At 47.1% G+C, this 14,669-nt stretch carries 15 protein-coding genes and 1 riboswitch; of the genes, 8 read left to right on the top strand and 7 right to left on the bottom strand.

From position 1 onward, the window contains the following. Positions 1–550 precede the first annotated feature (550 nt). Both purH and purD read left to right on the top strand, forming a co-directional pair. A complete protein-coding gene (gene purH / locus IQ209_RS13915) occupies positions 551–2,140 on the top strand; it encodes a bifunctional phosphoribosylaminoimidazolecarboxamide formyltransferase/IMP cyclohydrolase (protein ID WP_193851863.1) in 1,590 nt (529 codons plus the stop codon). A 30-nt stretch (positions 2,141–2,170) separates the two neighbouring features. Further along, positions 2,171–3,469, top strand: coding sequence for a phosphoribosylamine--glycine ligase (purD, locus tag IQ209_RS13910; protein ID WP_193851860.1), 1,299 nt, complete (start codon positions 2,171–2,173; stop codon positions 3,467–3,469). Between the two features lie 29 nt (positions 3,470–3,498). Here purD and IQ209_RS13905 read toward each other — a convergent pair whose 3' ends face one another. The 6 genes from IQ209_RS13905 to nudC all read right to left on the bottom strand — a co-directional run bounded on the left by IQ209_RS13905 (position 3,499) and on the right by nudC (position 7,960). Beyond that, on the bottom strand, positions 3,499–4,173 hold the full coding sequence (locus IQ209_RS13905) for a DUF1481 domain-containing protein (RefSeq protein WP_228005890.1): 675 nt from the start codon (positions 4,171–4,173) through the stop codon (positions 3,499–3,501). 41 nt (positions 4,174–4,214) lie between these two features. After that, entirely contained in the window at positions 4,215–4,487 is a 273-nt protein-coding gene (gene hupA / locus IQ209_RS13900) for a nucleoid-associated protein HU-alpha (protein WP_010848914.1), read from the bottom strand. 185 nt (positions 4,488–4,672) lie between these two features. After that, positions 4,673–5,263, bottom strand: a complete 591-nt coding sequence (locus IQ209_RS13895) for a YjaG family protein (protein ID WP_193851859.1) — start codon at positions 5,261–5,263, stop codon at positions 4,673–4,675. A 76-nt stretch (positions 5,264–5,339) separates the two neighbouring features. Next, the gene (gene nfi, locus IQ209_RS13890; protein ID WP_193851858.1) at positions 5,340–6,017 is read right to left on the bottom strand and encodes a deoxyribonuclease V; all 678 of its coding nucleotides are present in this window, start codon (positions 6,015–6,017) and stop codon (positions 5,340–5,342) included. A gap of 4 nt (positions 6,018–6,021) precedes the next feature. Then, positions 6,022–7,086 (bottom strand): uroporphyrinogen decarboxylase, encoded by a 1,065-nt coding sequence (gene hemE, locus IQ209_RS13885; protein ID WP_193851857.1) that lies wholly within the window; start codon positions 7,084–7,086, stop codon positions 6,022–6,024. A 106-nt stretch (positions 7,087–7,192) separates the two neighbouring features. After that, positions 7,193–7,960 (bottom strand): NAD(+) diphosphatase, encoded by a 768-nt coding sequence (nudC, locus tag IQ209_RS13880; protein WP_193851856.1) that lies wholly within the window; start codon positions 7,958–7,960, stop codon positions 7,193–7,195. Between the two features lie 163 nt (positions 7,961–8,123). Further along, a riboswitch (TPP riboswitch) is annotated at positions 8,124–8,248 on the top strand. Between the two features lie 142 nt (positions 8,249–8,390). Here nudC and thiC point away from each other — a divergent pair. Genes thiC through thiH form a run of 6 tightly spaced genes read left to right on the top strand, consistent with a single transcriptional unit; the run spans position 8,391 to position 13,927 of the window. Continuing rightward, positions 8,391–10,367, top strand: coding sequence for a phosphomethylpyrimidine synthase ThiC (thiC, locus tag IQ209_RS13875; RefSeq protein WP_193851855.1), 1,977 nt, complete (start codon positions 8,391–8,393; stop codon positions 10,365–10,367). Continuing rightward, the gene (gene thiE / locus IQ209_RS13870; RefSeq protein WP_339378884.1) at positions 10,351–11,025 is read left to right on the top strand and encodes a thiamine phosphate synthase; all 675 of its coding nucleotides are present in this window, start codon (positions 10,351–10,353) and stop codon (positions 11,023–11,025) included. Before thiC ends, thiE begins: the two co-directional genes overlap by 17 nt. Next, positions 11,019–11,804, top strand: coding sequence for a HesA/MoeB/ThiF family protein (locus IQ209_RS13865; RefSeq protein ID WP_193851854.1), 786 nt, complete (start codon positions 11,019–11,021; stop codon positions 11,802–11,804). Before thiE ends, IQ209_RS13865 begins: the two co-directional genes overlap by 7 nt. Continuing rightward, the gene (gene thiS, locus IQ209_RS13860) at positions 11,801–12,016 is read left to right on the top strand and encodes a sulfur carrier protein ThiS (protein ID WP_193851853.1); all 216 of its coding nucleotides are present in this window, start codon (positions 11,801–11,803) and stop codon (positions 12,014–12,016) included. The genes IQ209_RS13865 and thiS overlap by 4 nt, the downstream gene beginning before the upstream one ends. Positions 12,017–12,035: 19 nt before the next feature. Further along, complete coding sequence (locus IQ209_RS13855; protein ID WP_193851852.1) at positions 12,036–12,806, top strand: thiazole synthase; 771 nt, start codon at positions 12,036–12,038, stop codon at positions 12,804–12,806. Then, positions 12,803–13,927 carry a 2-iminoacetate synthase ThiH gene (gene thiH / locus IQ209_RS13850; protein ID WP_193851851.1) on the top strand — a complete coding sequence of 375 codons (1,125 nt, stop codon included), beginning with the start codon at positions 12,803–12,805 and terminating at the stop codon, positions 13,925–13,927. Before IQ209_RS13855 ends, thiH begins: the two co-directional genes overlap by 4 nt. Before the next feature lie 140 nt (positions 13,928–14,067). Here the strand turns inward: thiH and IQ209_RS13845 are convergent, their stop codons facing one another. Then, on the bottom strand, positions 14,068–14,664 hold the full coding sequence (locus IQ209_RS13845) for a DUF1349 domain-containing protein (protein WP_193851850.1): 597 nt from the start codon (positions 14,662–14,664) through the stop codon (positions 14,068–14,070). Positions 14,665–14,669 lie beyond the last annotated feature (5 nt).

The following is a 14,669-nucleotide window of genomic DNA, read 5'->3' as shown; positions in this document are numbered from 1 at the left end:
TGAATTAACTGCTTAGTCACTCTTTAAGACTTGAATCTTGCTCGCCTTTCGGCGTATCGATAGTCTCTTGCGAGTGCCCACACAGATTGTCTGATTAACTTGTTAAAGAGCATTGGCAACCGGAAGCGTCTTCCGGGTTGCGAGGCTGCGTATCTTACGCTGTTCGCCTTGAGAGTCAAGCGATTATTTTCGCTTTTCGCTCACCGGCCTTCGCGGCCTGTTTCAGCGCAGCGTCGGTCAGTGGTGGCGCATTATAGGGAGTTTTTCGGCGCTGGCAATAGTTTTTTTTGAAATAATTATCGTTTGATGAATCACACAGCAAAACACCGCTTTATACCTGCATATGCACAGACTTATCCACAAAGTGATATTTTGATAAAATTTATCGAGCATCACGCAAACGTTTTCGTTACAATCTGCGAAGGAAAAATCACCAAGTGTTTTTTCAGATTGTTTTGAAATGTTATTGCAGAAACCATTTTTTTCTCTCAATCAGTGGATTTTCCCCAATAGCACATTCTTGTTTTATGAAATTCAAGGGATCACACCAATGCAACAGCTTCGTCCAATCCGCCGTGCCCTGCTGAGTGTTTCTGACAAAGCGGGGATTGTTGAATTTGCCAAAGCTTTATCCAATCGTAGTGTCGAACTGCTTTCAACGGGAGGCACTGCTCGTCTGCTGGCCGAAGCAGGATTGAATGTCACCGAGGTTTCTGACTATACAGGCTTCCCCGAAATGATGGATGGGCGTGTCAAAACACTCCATCCTAAAATTCATGGCGGCATTTTGGGTCGGCGTGGATTGGATGATGAAGTGATGGGACAACACCAGATTTCACAGATTGATATGGTGGTTGTTAACCTTTATCCCTTTGCCCAAACCGTAGCGAAACCCGATTGTTCTCTGGAAGACGCAGTAGAGAATATTGATATTGGCGGCCCAACAATGGTTCGCTCCGCGGCTAAAAACCACAAAGATGTGGCGATTGTTGTCAATAGCCAGGATTACGACAAAATTATTGAGGAGATGGACAACAATCAAAATTCACTGACACACTCCACTCGCTTTAATCTAGCCATCAAGGCGTTTGAACATACCGCCGCTTATGACAGCATGATTGCCAATTATTTTGGCAAATGGGTTCCGCCATATTATGGCGAAACTGATCAGCCATCAGGACGTTTCCCCCGCACGCTGAATCTCAGCTTCATTAAAAAACAGGATATGCGTTATGGTGAAAACAGCCACCAAGATGCCGCTTTCTATATAGAAGACCAAATCGCAAAGGCTTCAATTGCTACGGCAACCCAGTTACAAGGTAAGGCACTTTCTTATAACAATATCGCAGATACCGATGCCGCACTGGAATGTGTAAAAAGCTTTTCCGAACCCGCCTGTGTTATTGTCAAACATGCCAATCCTTGTGGCGTTGCGATTGGATCTGATATCCATACCGCTTACGACCGCGCCTTTAAAACCGATCCTACTTCCGCATTCGGTGGCATTATTGCCTTTAACCGTGAACTCGATACCAACACCGCTCAGGCCATTATTGAACGTCAATTTGTTGAGGTCATCATTGCGCCTTCTGTTAGTGAAGCAGCACTGCCAATTCTGGCAACAAAACAAAATGTCCGCGTTTTGGCGTGTGGTGAATGGCATTCTCCGGTTGCCGGCTTGGATTTCAAACGTGTCAACGGCGGTTTACTGGTCCAAGATCGCGATTTAGGTATGGTGACAAACGATGATCTGGTTGTTGTCTCCCAACGTCAGCCAACGGAACAAGAAATGCAGGATGCTCTGTTTTGCTGGAAAGTTGCTAAGTTCGTCAAATCCAATGCGATTGTTTATGCCAAGGATAATATGACCGTTGGTATTGGAGCCGGACAAATGAGCCGTGTTTATTCTGCCAAAATCGCCGGTATTAAGGCAGCAGATGAAGGATTGGAAGTTCAGGGCTGTGCCATGGCTTCAGATGCATTTTTCCCCTTCCGCGATGGTATTGATGCCGCAGCCGCTGTGGGTGTGAGCTGTATTATCCAACCCGGTGGCTCCATTCGTGATGATGAAGTGATTGCCGCTGCCAATGAACACAGTATCGCCATGATTTTCACTGGTATGCGCCATTTTCGCCATTAACAGCTTATGTCTTATTAATAGGAGACTCAGATGAACATATTGGTTATTGGCAGTGGCGGAAGAGAGCATGCATTAGCCTGGAAAGCAGCACAATCACCTCTGGCAAACAAGGTGTATGTCGCACCAGGTAATGCGGGCACGGCGTTGGAAGCTAATTTAGAAAATGTGAATATTGCCGCGACAGATATTGAAGGGTTGCTGGCATTTGCCCAAGATCATGATATTGGCCTGACCATTGTTGGACCTGAAGCGCCACTGGTTATCGGTGTAGTTGATGCTTTCCAACAGGCAGGGCTGACTATTTTCGGCCCGACAAAAGCGGCTGCGCAATTGGAAGGTTCCAAAGCCTTTACCAAAGATTTTCTTGCCCGCCATCATATACCTACAGCGGCCTACCAAAATTTCACCGAAATTGAACCCGCACTGGCTTATCTGGAAAAGGTAGGCACGCCAATCGTTATCAAAGCCGATGGTTTAGCTGCCGGTAAAGGTGTAATCGTTGCCACAACCCTGGAAGAAGCACAAAGCGCAATCAAAGATATGCTGGCAGGTAATGCATTTGGTAATGCCGGGCATCGTATTGTCATTGAAGAATTTTTGGCAGGAGAAGAAGCCAGTTTTATTGTCATGGTGGATGGCAAAAATGTGGTTCCGATGGCAACCAGTCAAGATCACAAGCGTGTAGGTGACGGTGATACAGGGCCAAATACCGGCGGAATGGGGGCTTACTCCCCCGCGCCGGTAGTCACAGATGAGATCCACCAGCGAGTGATGGAAAAAATCATTTACCCCACAGTGGAAGGAATGGCGGCTGAAGGCCATACCTACGTTGGTTTTCTGTATGCGGGATTGATGATTGATCACCAAGGTGAACCGAAAGTGATCGAATTTAACTGTCGATTTGGTGATCCCGAAACCCAGCCTATCATGATGCGTCTACGTTCTGATTTGGTCGAACTGTGTCTTGCTGGAGCTAAAGGTCAGTTAGGTGAAAAAACCTCTGAATGGGACGATCGTCCAGCCTTAGGCGTCGTACTGGCGGCGGGCGGTTATCCGGCCAGTTATTCCAAAGGTGACATTATCAGTGGGCTAGAGAAGAAATCTGATGCCGATGAATCTGACATCAATGAAAAAGTCTTCCATGCAGGGACAGTTCTTAAGAATGAAAATATTATCACCGCGGGCGGGCGTGTCTTATGTGTTACTGCCTTAGGTGACGATATCGCAGATGCCCAGAAAAAAGCTTATCTGAGCGCCGAGCAAATTAACTGGGAAGGGTGCTTTTATCGTAAAGATATTGGCTACCGAGCCATTGCCCGTTTGAAATAACTCAACCTCAACCGACGGAAGTAACAGAATTACAGCTTATCTTTCGTCGGTTCCCAACGACAAAAATCATCATTGGCGACCAACAATAACTTTTTGCCTTCAGGCGAATCCAACCATGCAATAGTCAGTAAACCGGAGCTATTGCTTTGCCTTTCTTCGAGCCATTTTTGCGCGTGAGGCTCAAATTCAATGAATAATTGTTTTCCTAAACAGGTGGTCACTCGTCCATTCTGCCAATGCCCTTGCAGCAACTTAACCTTATCAGCAATTAAAGCGTCACTGATTTTTTCTATCTGCTTAGCATCAAATTTCAGACGAGCCACATCATCATCAGACAACGGTTCATTACGTTTCTGTAATTGCCGTAGCTTAAAAATGACAGAATTATCCGGGGAGATACGTAATGTCTCTGCGATTAGTGGATTATCAAACACATTGCGGCGGATTTGCCACAAACTGCCATGACGATATTCGTAGAAAGTCACAATCGTATCTTTATTATGGGGAGCTTTATTGTGGTAGGGACTGTAAACACTCATGATAACCTGAGGTTTACTGTTTTGATCGTTTAAACGCCATAAACGAATAACGCCGTTATGGGTCACAAAACCACTGGCGCTGAAAAGCGGTGTTGTTGGCTGAATCGAACAGGCGCTGAGCAAAGAGATGAACCCTAATGCTAACAGCCCCTGTAGAATCAACAAAAGGGGTTTATTTCCCCCTCTTATTTTTTTCCGCAATTCGATTACTTAACTGCGTCTTTCAGTGCTTTACCCGCGGAGAAAGCAGGCACGTTTGCTGCTGCGATTTTAATTTCTTTACCAGTCTGTGGGTTACGACCAGTACGCTCTGCACGATGATTAACTTTGAAAGTACCAAAGCCTACCAGCTGCACTGCATCACCGTTTTTCAGAGATTCAGTGATTGCATTCAGAGTTGACTCCAGAGCAGCTTTAGCCTGAGTTTTGGTCAGGTCTGCGCCTGCTGCAATTGCATCAACTAATTCAGTCTTATTCATAGATTATCCTTACAGTGTGTTTATCGTTTGCAAAGCATCGAGTGCGACGGATATGCCGATTTGACAGCACCCCTGCATACACGCACCGATAGCCACTTCTTTTCGCCCCCCAATGTAGAACAGAGTGAGGGCAAATGTGAAGCCTTTAAATACGGCAAATCAAGCACTAAGTCACGTTTTATAAGTTATTGCGCCAAATTTATACCGATATTGCTAACCCCCGCTTCACGGAGATCAGCCTTTAATCCTTTAATCAATTCGATGTCCCGTTCTTCGCAATTTGCCAACAAACGGTAAATCTCCCATTGAATGTCCCACTCTTCCTCAATGGCAGGTAATACTTTTAACTCATCCTCAGTCATTTCCCTACCGGCCTGCGTCATTTCTAGCATCGCAACAGTACGGATGGATGTTTCACTGACGGCTATTGCATACTCTAACGTCGAGCCACTCAGACGAGAATGAATGACTTCACTCAATGCAATGCACGCATCAATCGCTGGATACACACCATAAATATCATAATCTTCTGATGATGGGATAATGGTTTCCAATTTTTCCAGCTGATTATCAAAATTCACTTTTACATCTTTAACGACCAAAATTTCCCACACAAGATCCAAAATGCGGCGATATTGTACAGGGTCTGCAAATCCGCTTTGGAGACAAAATGCCTGATAATTTGGATACATCCGCTCACATAGACTAGCCATAAAAGTCAAATGTTGCCAACTTTCGAGTTTCTCCAACCGCAGGTGGATCGGGTTTCTTAACATTGGTCGTTACTCATAATGCCTAATTTGCGTCGAAGTTTACCTGAAAATCAAGAATATCCACACTTTTCCGCCACAATTATAGATTTTTCTGCATTGTTTGCTCAAAAAACGCCCTATTTGAAGCAATCCCGTCCGCCCAGCGGGTGGGTTCAGGCAGTTTATATCCCCTTATACACTGCTCAACCCAGAATACCGCACTATCAACACTGATCTTATGTCCAAGAGAAATATAGAGCGGATTGCATCTTTTTTTACTTCTCAATACGACACCAATCTGTTCACCGTGATCCATCAATGGCTGACAGTCTCCCTGTACCTCTCCTACTAATGTATGTTCACCACACAAACGCCTTTTTGCCACCCCAATAGTAGGAATATCCACTAATGTCCCAAAATGGCTGGCGATACCAAAACGCCGAGGATGGGCAATGCCCTGACCATCCACCATCACCAAATCGGGCTGCAAACTTAATTTTTGCCATGCAGCTATCAGTGCAGGATATTCACGAAATGAGAGTAAACCGGGGATATAGGGAAGTACCGTATCAATTCTGGCAATTTGGTATTCGACCAATTCTAGTGAGGGATATTGCAATACTGCAATAGCGGCACGGGTTACCGTACCGCTTTTTTCAAACCCAACATCAGCACCCGCAATGAACCTTGGCGTAAAAGATGCGGAAAAAGCATCATGGCGGATAACCAGCTGTGCTTTCTCTCTCTGTTCTTGACGTAATGCCTTTGTATCAATCATAAAATCATTGATGATATTTTACTGAAAGTCTATGTACAGCTTCGACAAATGCACCTGCGTGCTCTGGCGGAACATCCTGATGAATACCGTGTCCCAAATTGAAAACATGCCCACTACCTACACCAAAATCCTGTAAAATTGTCGAAACTTCTTCTTCAATTCGCGCTGGCGGGGCATATAGCATGGACGGGTCCATATTACCCTGCAAAGCGACCTTATCTCCAACGCGCCGACGCGCATCAGCCATATTCGTTGTCCAATCCAAACCCAGCGCATCACATCCTGTCGCCGCCATCGCTTCAAGCCACTGTCCTCCCCCTTTGGTAAACAGGGTAACAGGCACACGACGTCCTTCATGTTCGCGGATCAAACCATCAACAATTTTATGCATATATTGCAGGGAAAACGCCAGATAATCGCGATGGGACAAAACCCCACCCCAGGTATCGAAAATCATGACAGATTGGGCACCGGCTTTTATTTGCGCATTCAGATATAGAATAACGCTGTTTGCCAATTTATCCAGTAACCTATGCAAGGTAGCAGGCTCCGTATACATCATGGCCTTAATTTTGGTGAAAGCCTTGCTGCTGCCGCCTTCAACCATATAAGTGGCCAATGTCCACGGGCTACCAGAAAAACCGATCAAAGGAACTTGTCCTGCCAATGCCTTACGAATAGCCCGCACTGCATCCATAACATAGCCTAACTCCAGTTCGGGATCAGGCACAGGCAATTTTTCTACATCCGCATGATTCTGAATCGGAGAATGAAAACGAGGCCCCTCTCCGGTTTCAAAATACAGCCCTAACCCCATCGCATCAGGAATAGTCAAAATATCAGAAAACAGGATAGCCGCATCCAGCGGAAAACGACGTAAGGGCTGGAGAGTGACTTCACAAGCCAATTCGGTGTTTTTACATAACGAGATGAAATCTCCCGCCGCCTGACGCGTAGCTTTATATTCAGGTAAATATCGACCAGCCTGACGCATCATCCATACCGGTGTGATATCGACGGGCTGACGCAATAAGGCACGCAGATAGCGGTCGTTTTTCAACTCATTCATGACAAGCTCCCTTGATTAATTTATGCACGACAAACACACGAGAAAACTGGCGCAGTTTAACATGCCTGAATTTGAACTTCTGGCATAACCGCCGATAACGTGATGATTATTGATGTCGGCATAACGCAACTGTATCTTCAATTAAACGGCGGGCAATCGTATCGGGGGGAGGAATCAAGGGAAGGTGATCATAACGGTGCCAATCGGCACTGATAAGTTCGACGGGATCAATATTGATTTCACCGCTCTCATAATCGGCCAGAAAACCCACCATCAATGAATTTGGAAAAGGCCACGGCTGGGAGGCGACATAACGCAAGTTACGGATCTTAATTCCGCTCTCTTCCATCACTTCACGATGCACAGCTTCCTCCAGAGTTTCCCCCACTTCAACAAACCCGGCCAGCACGGTATGGATCCCATTACGGTGACGCTGGTGTTGTGCCAGCAAGATATGGTCATCACGGCGAATACCGACAATGATGCTGGGCGCAATTTGTGGATAGTAATGTTCATGGCAGTGATTGCACAAACAGGCCCATTCATGCTGACTATGCTGCATCTCATGACCACAGTAACCACAATAATGATGCGAACGATAAAATTCAGCCAGTTGAACACCGCGCCCAACCAACTGAAATAACTTAGCATCCCGATCAGCAATTAAACGGGGAGAGGACATATCTGAAGCCATTTTATGACAAACCAGCCAGACCGTTTTCCCCAACCACTCACCAATCGGTTTTGCCATATGGCCTTGCAAGGACCATTGACTGGCCGTACCTAAAGGTAACTCTCCTTGTGGGAGCCAAACGCGATTCTCAAGACTGACAATCCACCAGCCTTGTTCTCCACCTGTCAGTTTTTGTTGCATAATCTGTTCCATCATGGGTTATGTGATTTATGACGTCTTCAATCTCGTTATATTAACCGCACTGGTGAATACTCTTCTTAAATAGGAGTCACAGTAATGTCAAAACACCTGCTCCCAAAAACGGGGTTGTAGTTTTCACAATCCCCTTTATACTTTGGGGTGTTTTTTCTTGTCGGAGTGCCTAGCGTTCAGCGTATATCACGATGGACACAGGCTGAGACCGTTAATTCGGGATCCGCAGAACCTGATCGGGCTAATACCCGCGAAGGGAACAAGAGTAATCCCCCGCTGCCAACAATCGTACATCTATGCACATGTACAGATATTAATCAGCACCAACCATTACTCCCTGCGAGCTCCAGACAAGCAATTTTCTCAACTTAAGCCTGATCAACCATGAGACAGGCGATAACACAGTCAGGAACTTGCTATGTCTAAGTCCAACGATATCGTTATTTCGAATACTGTTATTCCAACGGCTGATATTTCGCCTACAGCCCATACAGCACGGCCACGTAAAGCTCAACGAGATGCGGCACAAGCGTTTATCCATTCCGTTCAAGGGGTGACTTTTCCCAACTCAAAACGCATTTACCTTGAAGGCTCACGTCAAGATATTCAGGTTCCTATGCGTGAGATCCAACTTTCTCCCACATTTATTGGTGGCACGAAAGAAAATCCCCAATTTGAGGCAAACGAACCTGTTCCCGTTTATGACACTTCCGGCTCTTATGGCGATCCTACTGCCATACTGGATGTCAGGAAGGGTTTATCTAAGATCCGCCAACCGTGGATTGATGAACGCAATGATACCGAACCTGTTTCAGTCCTCAGTTCCGATTTTACCCAACAACGCCTTGCCGATGCCGGATTGGATCACCTGCGCTTTCACCATCGCCCGCATCCACTGAAAGCCAGGCATGGCAAGCGAGTCACCCAATTGCACTATGCACGCCAGGGGATCGTGACACCAGAAATGGAATTTATCGCATTGCGTGAAAATATGGGGCGCGAACGCATTCGTAGTGAAGTCTTGCGCCAGCAACATGCAGGGCAAAGTTTCGGTGCCGACTTACCGGAAAACATCACACCCGAATTCGTCCGCCGGGAAGTTGCTGCCGGCCGCGCGATTATTCCCGCCAATATTAATCATCCTGAATCTGAGCCAATGATTATTGGTCGCAATTTCCTGGTGAAAATCAATGCCAATATCGGTAATTCCTCCGTCACATCCTCCATTGAAGAAGAGGTGGAAAAACTGATTTGGTCTACCCGCTGGGGCGCAGATACCGTGATGGATCTCTCCACCGGACGCTACATTCACGAAACCCGCGAGTGGATCTTGCGCAATAGCCCGGTTCCCATTGGTACTGTGCCGATTTATCAGGCACTGGAAAAGGCCAACGGCATCGCAGAAAACCTGACATGGGAAATGTTCCGCGATACTTTACTGGAACAGGCCGAACAAGGCGTGGATTATTTCACTATCCATGCCGGTGTATTGCTGCGTTATGTACCGATGACCGCCAAACGTCTGACTGGTATTGTCTCCCGTGGCGGCTCAATTATGGCGAAATGGTGTCTTTCCCATCATCAAGAAAATTTCCTCTACACTCACTTCCGTGAAATCTGTGAAATTTGCGCGGCCTATGACGTCTCCCTCTCTTTGGGGGATGGATTGCGTCCTGGCTCAATTCAGGATGCCAATGACGAAGCCCAATTTGCCGAACTGCATACCCTTGGTGAACTAACCAAGATCGCATGGGAATACGATGTTCAGGTCATGATTGAAGGTCCTGGGCATATCCCAATGCAACTGATCCGCCGTAATATGACGGAAGAGCTGGAACATTGCCACGAAGCCCCATTTTATACCTTAGGGCCATTGACGACCGATATTGCCCCAGGTTATGACCATTTCACCTCTGGCATTGGCGCCGCCATGATTGGCTGGTTTGGCTGTGCCATGCTGTGTTATGTCACCCCCAAAGAGCACCTCGGTCTGCCCAATAAAGAAGATGTCAAACAAGGCCTGATTACTTACAAAATCGCAGCCCATGCGGCAGATCTTGCCAAAGGCCATCCGGGTGCACAAATCCGTGACAATGCCATGTCGAAGGCGCGGTTTGAATTCCGCTGGGAAGATCAATTTAATCTGGCACTTGATCCTGACACCGCCCGCGCCTATCACGATGAAACTTTACCGCAGGAATCCGGCAAAGTTGCCCACTTCTGTTCCATGTGTGGGCCAAAGTTCTGCTCAATGAAAATCACCCAAGATGTGCGCGACTATGCAGCAAAACTGGAACAGGAAGCCGGTATGGAACAGATGTCAGAAGCCTTCCGTTCGCGTGGCAGCGAACTCTATCACAGTGCTGAGGAGGTGACGCGTGAAAAATCAGCCTGATATCTCAACGCTGCCACAACCCCCCTTTGCCCCCACAGTGCACCGCTTGGGGCTTTATCCGGTAGTGGATTCCCTCATGTGGATTGAGCGGTTACTGGAAGCTGGAGTCAAAACCCTGCAATTGCGCATCAAAGATCAGCCGGAAGAACAGGTAGAGAAAGCTATTCAGTCCGCCATTGCCCTCGGTCGCCAATATAATGCCCGATTATTCATTAATGATTACTGGCGTCTGGCGATCAAGCACCATGCCTATGGCGTTCATTTGGGACAGGAAGACCTTGATATCGCCGATCTCAATGCCATCCAGCACGCTGGGTTGCGTCTGGGCATTTCGACCCACGATCAACAAGAACTGGCGCGGGCAAAATCCCTGCGCCCCTCTTATATCGCACTAGGGCATATTTTTCCCACTACCACGAAAGAGATGCCCTCGTTACCACAAGGGCTTGCCGCACTCAAACATCAGGTCGAGATCACCCCAGAATATCCTACCGTCGCCATTGGCGGTATTTCTCTGGAAAGAGTACCTGATGTGGTGGCAACGGGAGTCGGTGGTGTGGCACTGGTCAGTGCCATTACAAAAGCGAAAGATTGGCGACAGGCAACAGTCAGGCTACTTCATCTAGTTGAAGGGCAAGATCGGAGGCTTTTATGTTAAACGATCAAGAATTTATGCGTTACAGCCGTCAATTACTGCTGGAAGACATTGGTCCTGTAGGGCAAGAGCAATTAAAAGCCAGCAAAGTGTTGGTTGTCGGTTTGGGTGGATTAGGATCACCGGCTGCGCTCTATCTCGCGGCAGCAGGGGTGGGAAACCTTTATCTGGCAGATGATGACAAGTTACATATCTCAAACCTGCAACGCCAGATTATCTATCGCACCGCAGATATTCCGGCCAACAAAGCCCAATTAGCCGCAAAAAAACTGGCTGAGTTAAACCCGCAAATCAATATCACTGCACTTACTGAGCGGCAAGATCGTGAATCTTTGGTTAATGCTGTCAGTCAAGTCGATCTGGTATTAGATTGCTGTGACAACATGGCAACTCGCCATGCCATCAATGCCGCCTGTATTGCAGAAAACAAACCACTTATCAGCGGCAGTGCCGTCGGCTTTAGTGGGCAATTAATGGTATTGACTCCCCCTTACCAGCACGGTTGCTATGCCTGCCTCTATCCTAACCAAGAAGAACCCCACCGAAATTGTCGGACAGCCGGTATCTTAGGCCCTATCGTTGGAGTCATCGGCACCTTGCAATCACTGGAAGCCATAAAAATGCTGGCGGGCCTTTCTTCTCCCTTAAACGGAAAACTCCGACTGTTTGATGGCAAACAGCAAAGCTGGAGCACATTACAGCTTACCCGTTCATCACAGTGCCCAATTTGTGGCGCTACCAGACAAACCGATAAAAAACGGTCAGGAAAAGAAGTCGCATGAACATTATCGTCAACGATCAACCAGTGACACTGAGTGCGCCCATGACGGTGCAACAATTTCTGGAACATCAATTGCTGGAACATATAGAACTCCCGCAATCAGGTACTGCGTTGGCTATCAATCAAACCATTATTCCGCGTTCAGAATGGCAAACCCATCAAATTAATGACGGGGACACTATATTGCTCTTTCAGGCCATTGCGGGTGGCTGATATTGCCGGAGGTTAATTTATGTTAAAAATTGCAGATACCACCTTCCAATCCCGTTTATTTACCGGAACAGGCAAGTTTGCCAATGCAGGATTAATGATCGACGCGATCCGCGCCTCTGGCAGCCAACTGGTCACAATGGCAATGAAACGCCTCGATCTCCACGGCAATAATGACGATGGCATTCTTGCCCCATTGCAACAGTTGGGTGTCAAACTGCTACCCAATACCTCTGGCGCCAAAACAGCGGAAGAAGCCATCTTCGCCGCTCGCCTGGCACGGGAAGCATTGGGAACTCACTGGATAAAATTGGAAATCCACCCCGATGTAAAATACCTGCTGCCCGATCCCGTTGAGACATTAAAGGGGGCGGAACAGCTAGTCAAAGAAGGATTTATCGTTCTGCCCTACTGCGGCGCTGATCCTGTCCTGTGCCGCCGCTTGGAAGAAGTCGGCTGCGCTGCCGTGATGCCATTGGGCGCCCCTATCGGCTCAAATAAGGGATTACTGACCCGCGATTTTTTACAAATCATCATCGAACAGGCTAACGTGCCCGTGGTTGTGGATGCCGGGATCGGCGCACCGAGCCATGCACTGGCCGCTATCGAAATAGGGGCGGATGCTGTACTGGTTAATACCGCCATCGCTGTTGCCCGCAATCCCGTTAAGATGGCGCAGGCATTCAAAGCTGCCATTGAAGCCGGCGAACTTTCACACCAGGCAGGCATTGCCAGCCAGAAATCCTATGCTGAGGCTTCCAGCCCACTGACCGATTTTCTGGGGGTACTATGACAAACCGAACATTCAGCCAACGCTGGCAACAACTGGATTGGGATGACATCACCTTACGCATCAACAGTAAAACATCACAGGACATTGAAGATGCACTAAACAATGTGCGCTTGACGTTGGATGACTTTATGGCCCTGCTCTCCCCGGCTGCACTGCCTTATCTTGAACCGCTCGCCCAACGTGCACAACAACTGACTCGCCAGCGTTTTGGTAATACCGTGGGATTTTTTATCCCACTCTACCTTTCCAATCTGTGTGCCAACGACTGTACTTATTGTGGTTTCTCTATGAGCAATCACATTAAGCGCAAGACACTCAATGAACAGGAGATTGAGACGGAATGCCTCGCGCTGAAAAAACGGGGATTTGAGCATATTCTGCTAGTCACAGGGGAACACCAAAACAAAGTTGGTATGGATTATTTTCGTCGCTATCTTCCCCTGATCCGCCGCCATTTCAGCTCTGTCTCAATGGAGGTCCAGCCACTGGCGCAAGAGGAATATGCTGAACTGAAAACATTGGGATTGGATGGCGTGATGGTCTATCAGGAAACCTATCATCAACCCAGTTATCAACTGCATCATTTGAAAGGCAAAAAACAGGATTTTCATTGGCGATTAGAAACGCCGGAACGCCTTGGTCGAGCGGGAATAGACAAGATTGGGCTAGGTGCCTTGATTGGGTTATCCCACAATTGGCGCACAGACTGCTATATGGTGGCTGAGCACCTCTTTTTCCTGCAAAAACAGTTCTGGAAAAGCCGTTATTCCATCTCTTTTCCACGTCTGCGCCCCTGTGCAGGTGGCATAGAACCCGCTTCTTTAATGAATGAAGCTGAACTGGTACAACTGATTTGCGCTTTTCGCCTATTGGCACCGGATGTAGAGCTGTCCCTGTCCACCCGTGAATCACCCTTTTTCCGTGATCACGTTGTTCCTCTCGCGATCAACAATATCAGTGCAGGTTCAAAAACCCAGCCAGGCGGTTATGCCGATGAGCACCACGAGTTGGAACAATTCGCTCCCCACGACAATCGTTCTGTTTTTCAGGTCGCTGAAGCTTTGATTAAATCGGGTTTACAGCCTGTCTGGAAAGATTGGGACAATTACTTAGGTCGATAATTTTTTAAGTAGGCAGTTTTTATTTGGGTATGCTGCAACCGCGGCATACCTTCTTATAAGGTGCAAAAATATAACCATAATAGGCAAAAGAACCATTAATGTGCAGGAAAATGCACATTATGGTTATGATGAGTAGAGAGCTAACTTAAATCATGCAGGTGCTTTTTCAACGATGACGTTAGGCTAAAGTCTGAAAACCTCACCTGCAATCCTTCACGTTCTGGTGAGCAACACATCGCCCCGACAAAAATCCGCTGATCGCCAACGGTAAAAGGAGACAATCTCAGTAACGGCCATGTCACGCCATCTATGGAATACTGCAACCTGATAGCCCCATCATGGTAAGTCAGCCTTAACCAAAACTTCTTTGGATTACCAGGGAAAATCCCCATGGCCCAATCAGAACATCCATTTGTCAATACACTGCCGATGGTTGCCTGTCCATCAGAATGTTCAATGCCCGCTTTTAACCAATGTTGCTCATCCACCAATAACATAACACCAGCCTGATCATATAATTGTTCAAACTGGCCTTCGATACAAAACTGGAAGGTAAAGCCTTCTTCAAATTTAAAATCATCAATATAGCCACCAAAGACATGACCACTATGACGCTGAAAACCATACCATGTATCACGCCAGAAATCGGTTTTATTGTCTGTCGTGACATGAAGTTCATTATCTTGATACCGCCATAAAGCAGGTTCATTCAACCAATGACATTGCTGCAAATTCATCAATT

Origin of the sequence: Xenorhabdus sp. BG5, assembly GCF_015163665.1 — a bacterium.
Taxonomy (GTDB): Bacteria; Pseudomonadota; Gammaproteobacteria; order Enterobacterales; family Enterobacteriaceae; genus Xenorhabdus.
Note: the sequence above shows the minus strand (reverse complement) of the source record. Positions and strands in the feature narration are given on the sequence as shown.

Bases quoted from the DNA above. Each gene is read 5' to 3' on its own strand.
- thiC (WP_193851855.1), top strand. From the start codon at position 8,391: ATGTCTAAGTCCAACGATATCGTTATTTCGAATACTGTTATTCCAACG.
- thiS (WP_193851853.1), top strand. From the start codon at position 11,801: ATGAACATTATCGTCAACGATCAACCAGTGACACTGAGTGCGCCCATG.
- IQ209_RS13895 (WP_193851859.1), bottom strand. From the start codon at position 5,263: ATGTTAAGAAACCCGATCCACCTGCGGTTGGAGAAACTCGAAAGTTGG.
- hupA (WP_010848914.1), bottom strand. From the start codon at position 4,487: ATGAATAAGACTGAATTAGTTGATGCAATTGCAGCAGGCGCAGACCTG.
- nudC (WP_193851856.1), bottom strand. From the start codon at position 7,960: ATGCAACAAAAACTGACAGGTGGAGAACAAGGCTGGTGGATTGTCAGT.
- purH (WP_193851863.1), top strand. From the start codon at position 551: ATGCAACAGCTTCGTCCAATCCGCCGTGCCCTGCTGAGTGTTTCTGAC.
- IQ209_RS13855 (WP_193851852.1), top strand. From the start codon at position 12,036: ATGTTAAAAATTGCAGATACCACCTTCCAATCCCGTTTATTTACCGGA.
- IQ209_RS13845 (WP_193851850.1), bottom strand. From the start codon at position 14,664: ATGAATTTGCAGCAATGTCATTGGTTGAATGAACCTGCTTTATGGCGG.
- IQ209_RS13865 (WP_193851854.1), top strand. From the start codon at position 11,019: ATGTTAAACGATCAAGAATTTATGCGTTACAGCCGTCAATTACTGCTG.
- nfi (WP_193851858.1), bottom strand. From the start codon at position 6,017: ATGATTGATACAAAGGCATTACGTCAAGAACAGAGAGAGAAAGCACAG.
- thiH (WP_193851851.1), top strand. From the start codon at position 12,803: ATGACAAACCGAACATTCAGCCAACGCTGGCAACAACTGGATTGGGAT.
- hemE (WP_193851857.1), bottom strand. From the start codon at position 7,086: ATGAATGAGTTGAAAAACGACCGCTATCTGCGTGCCTTATTGCGTCAG.
- purD (WP_193851860.1), top strand. From the start codon at position 2,171: ATGAACATATTGGTTATTGGCAGTGGCGGAAGAGAGCATGCATTAGCC.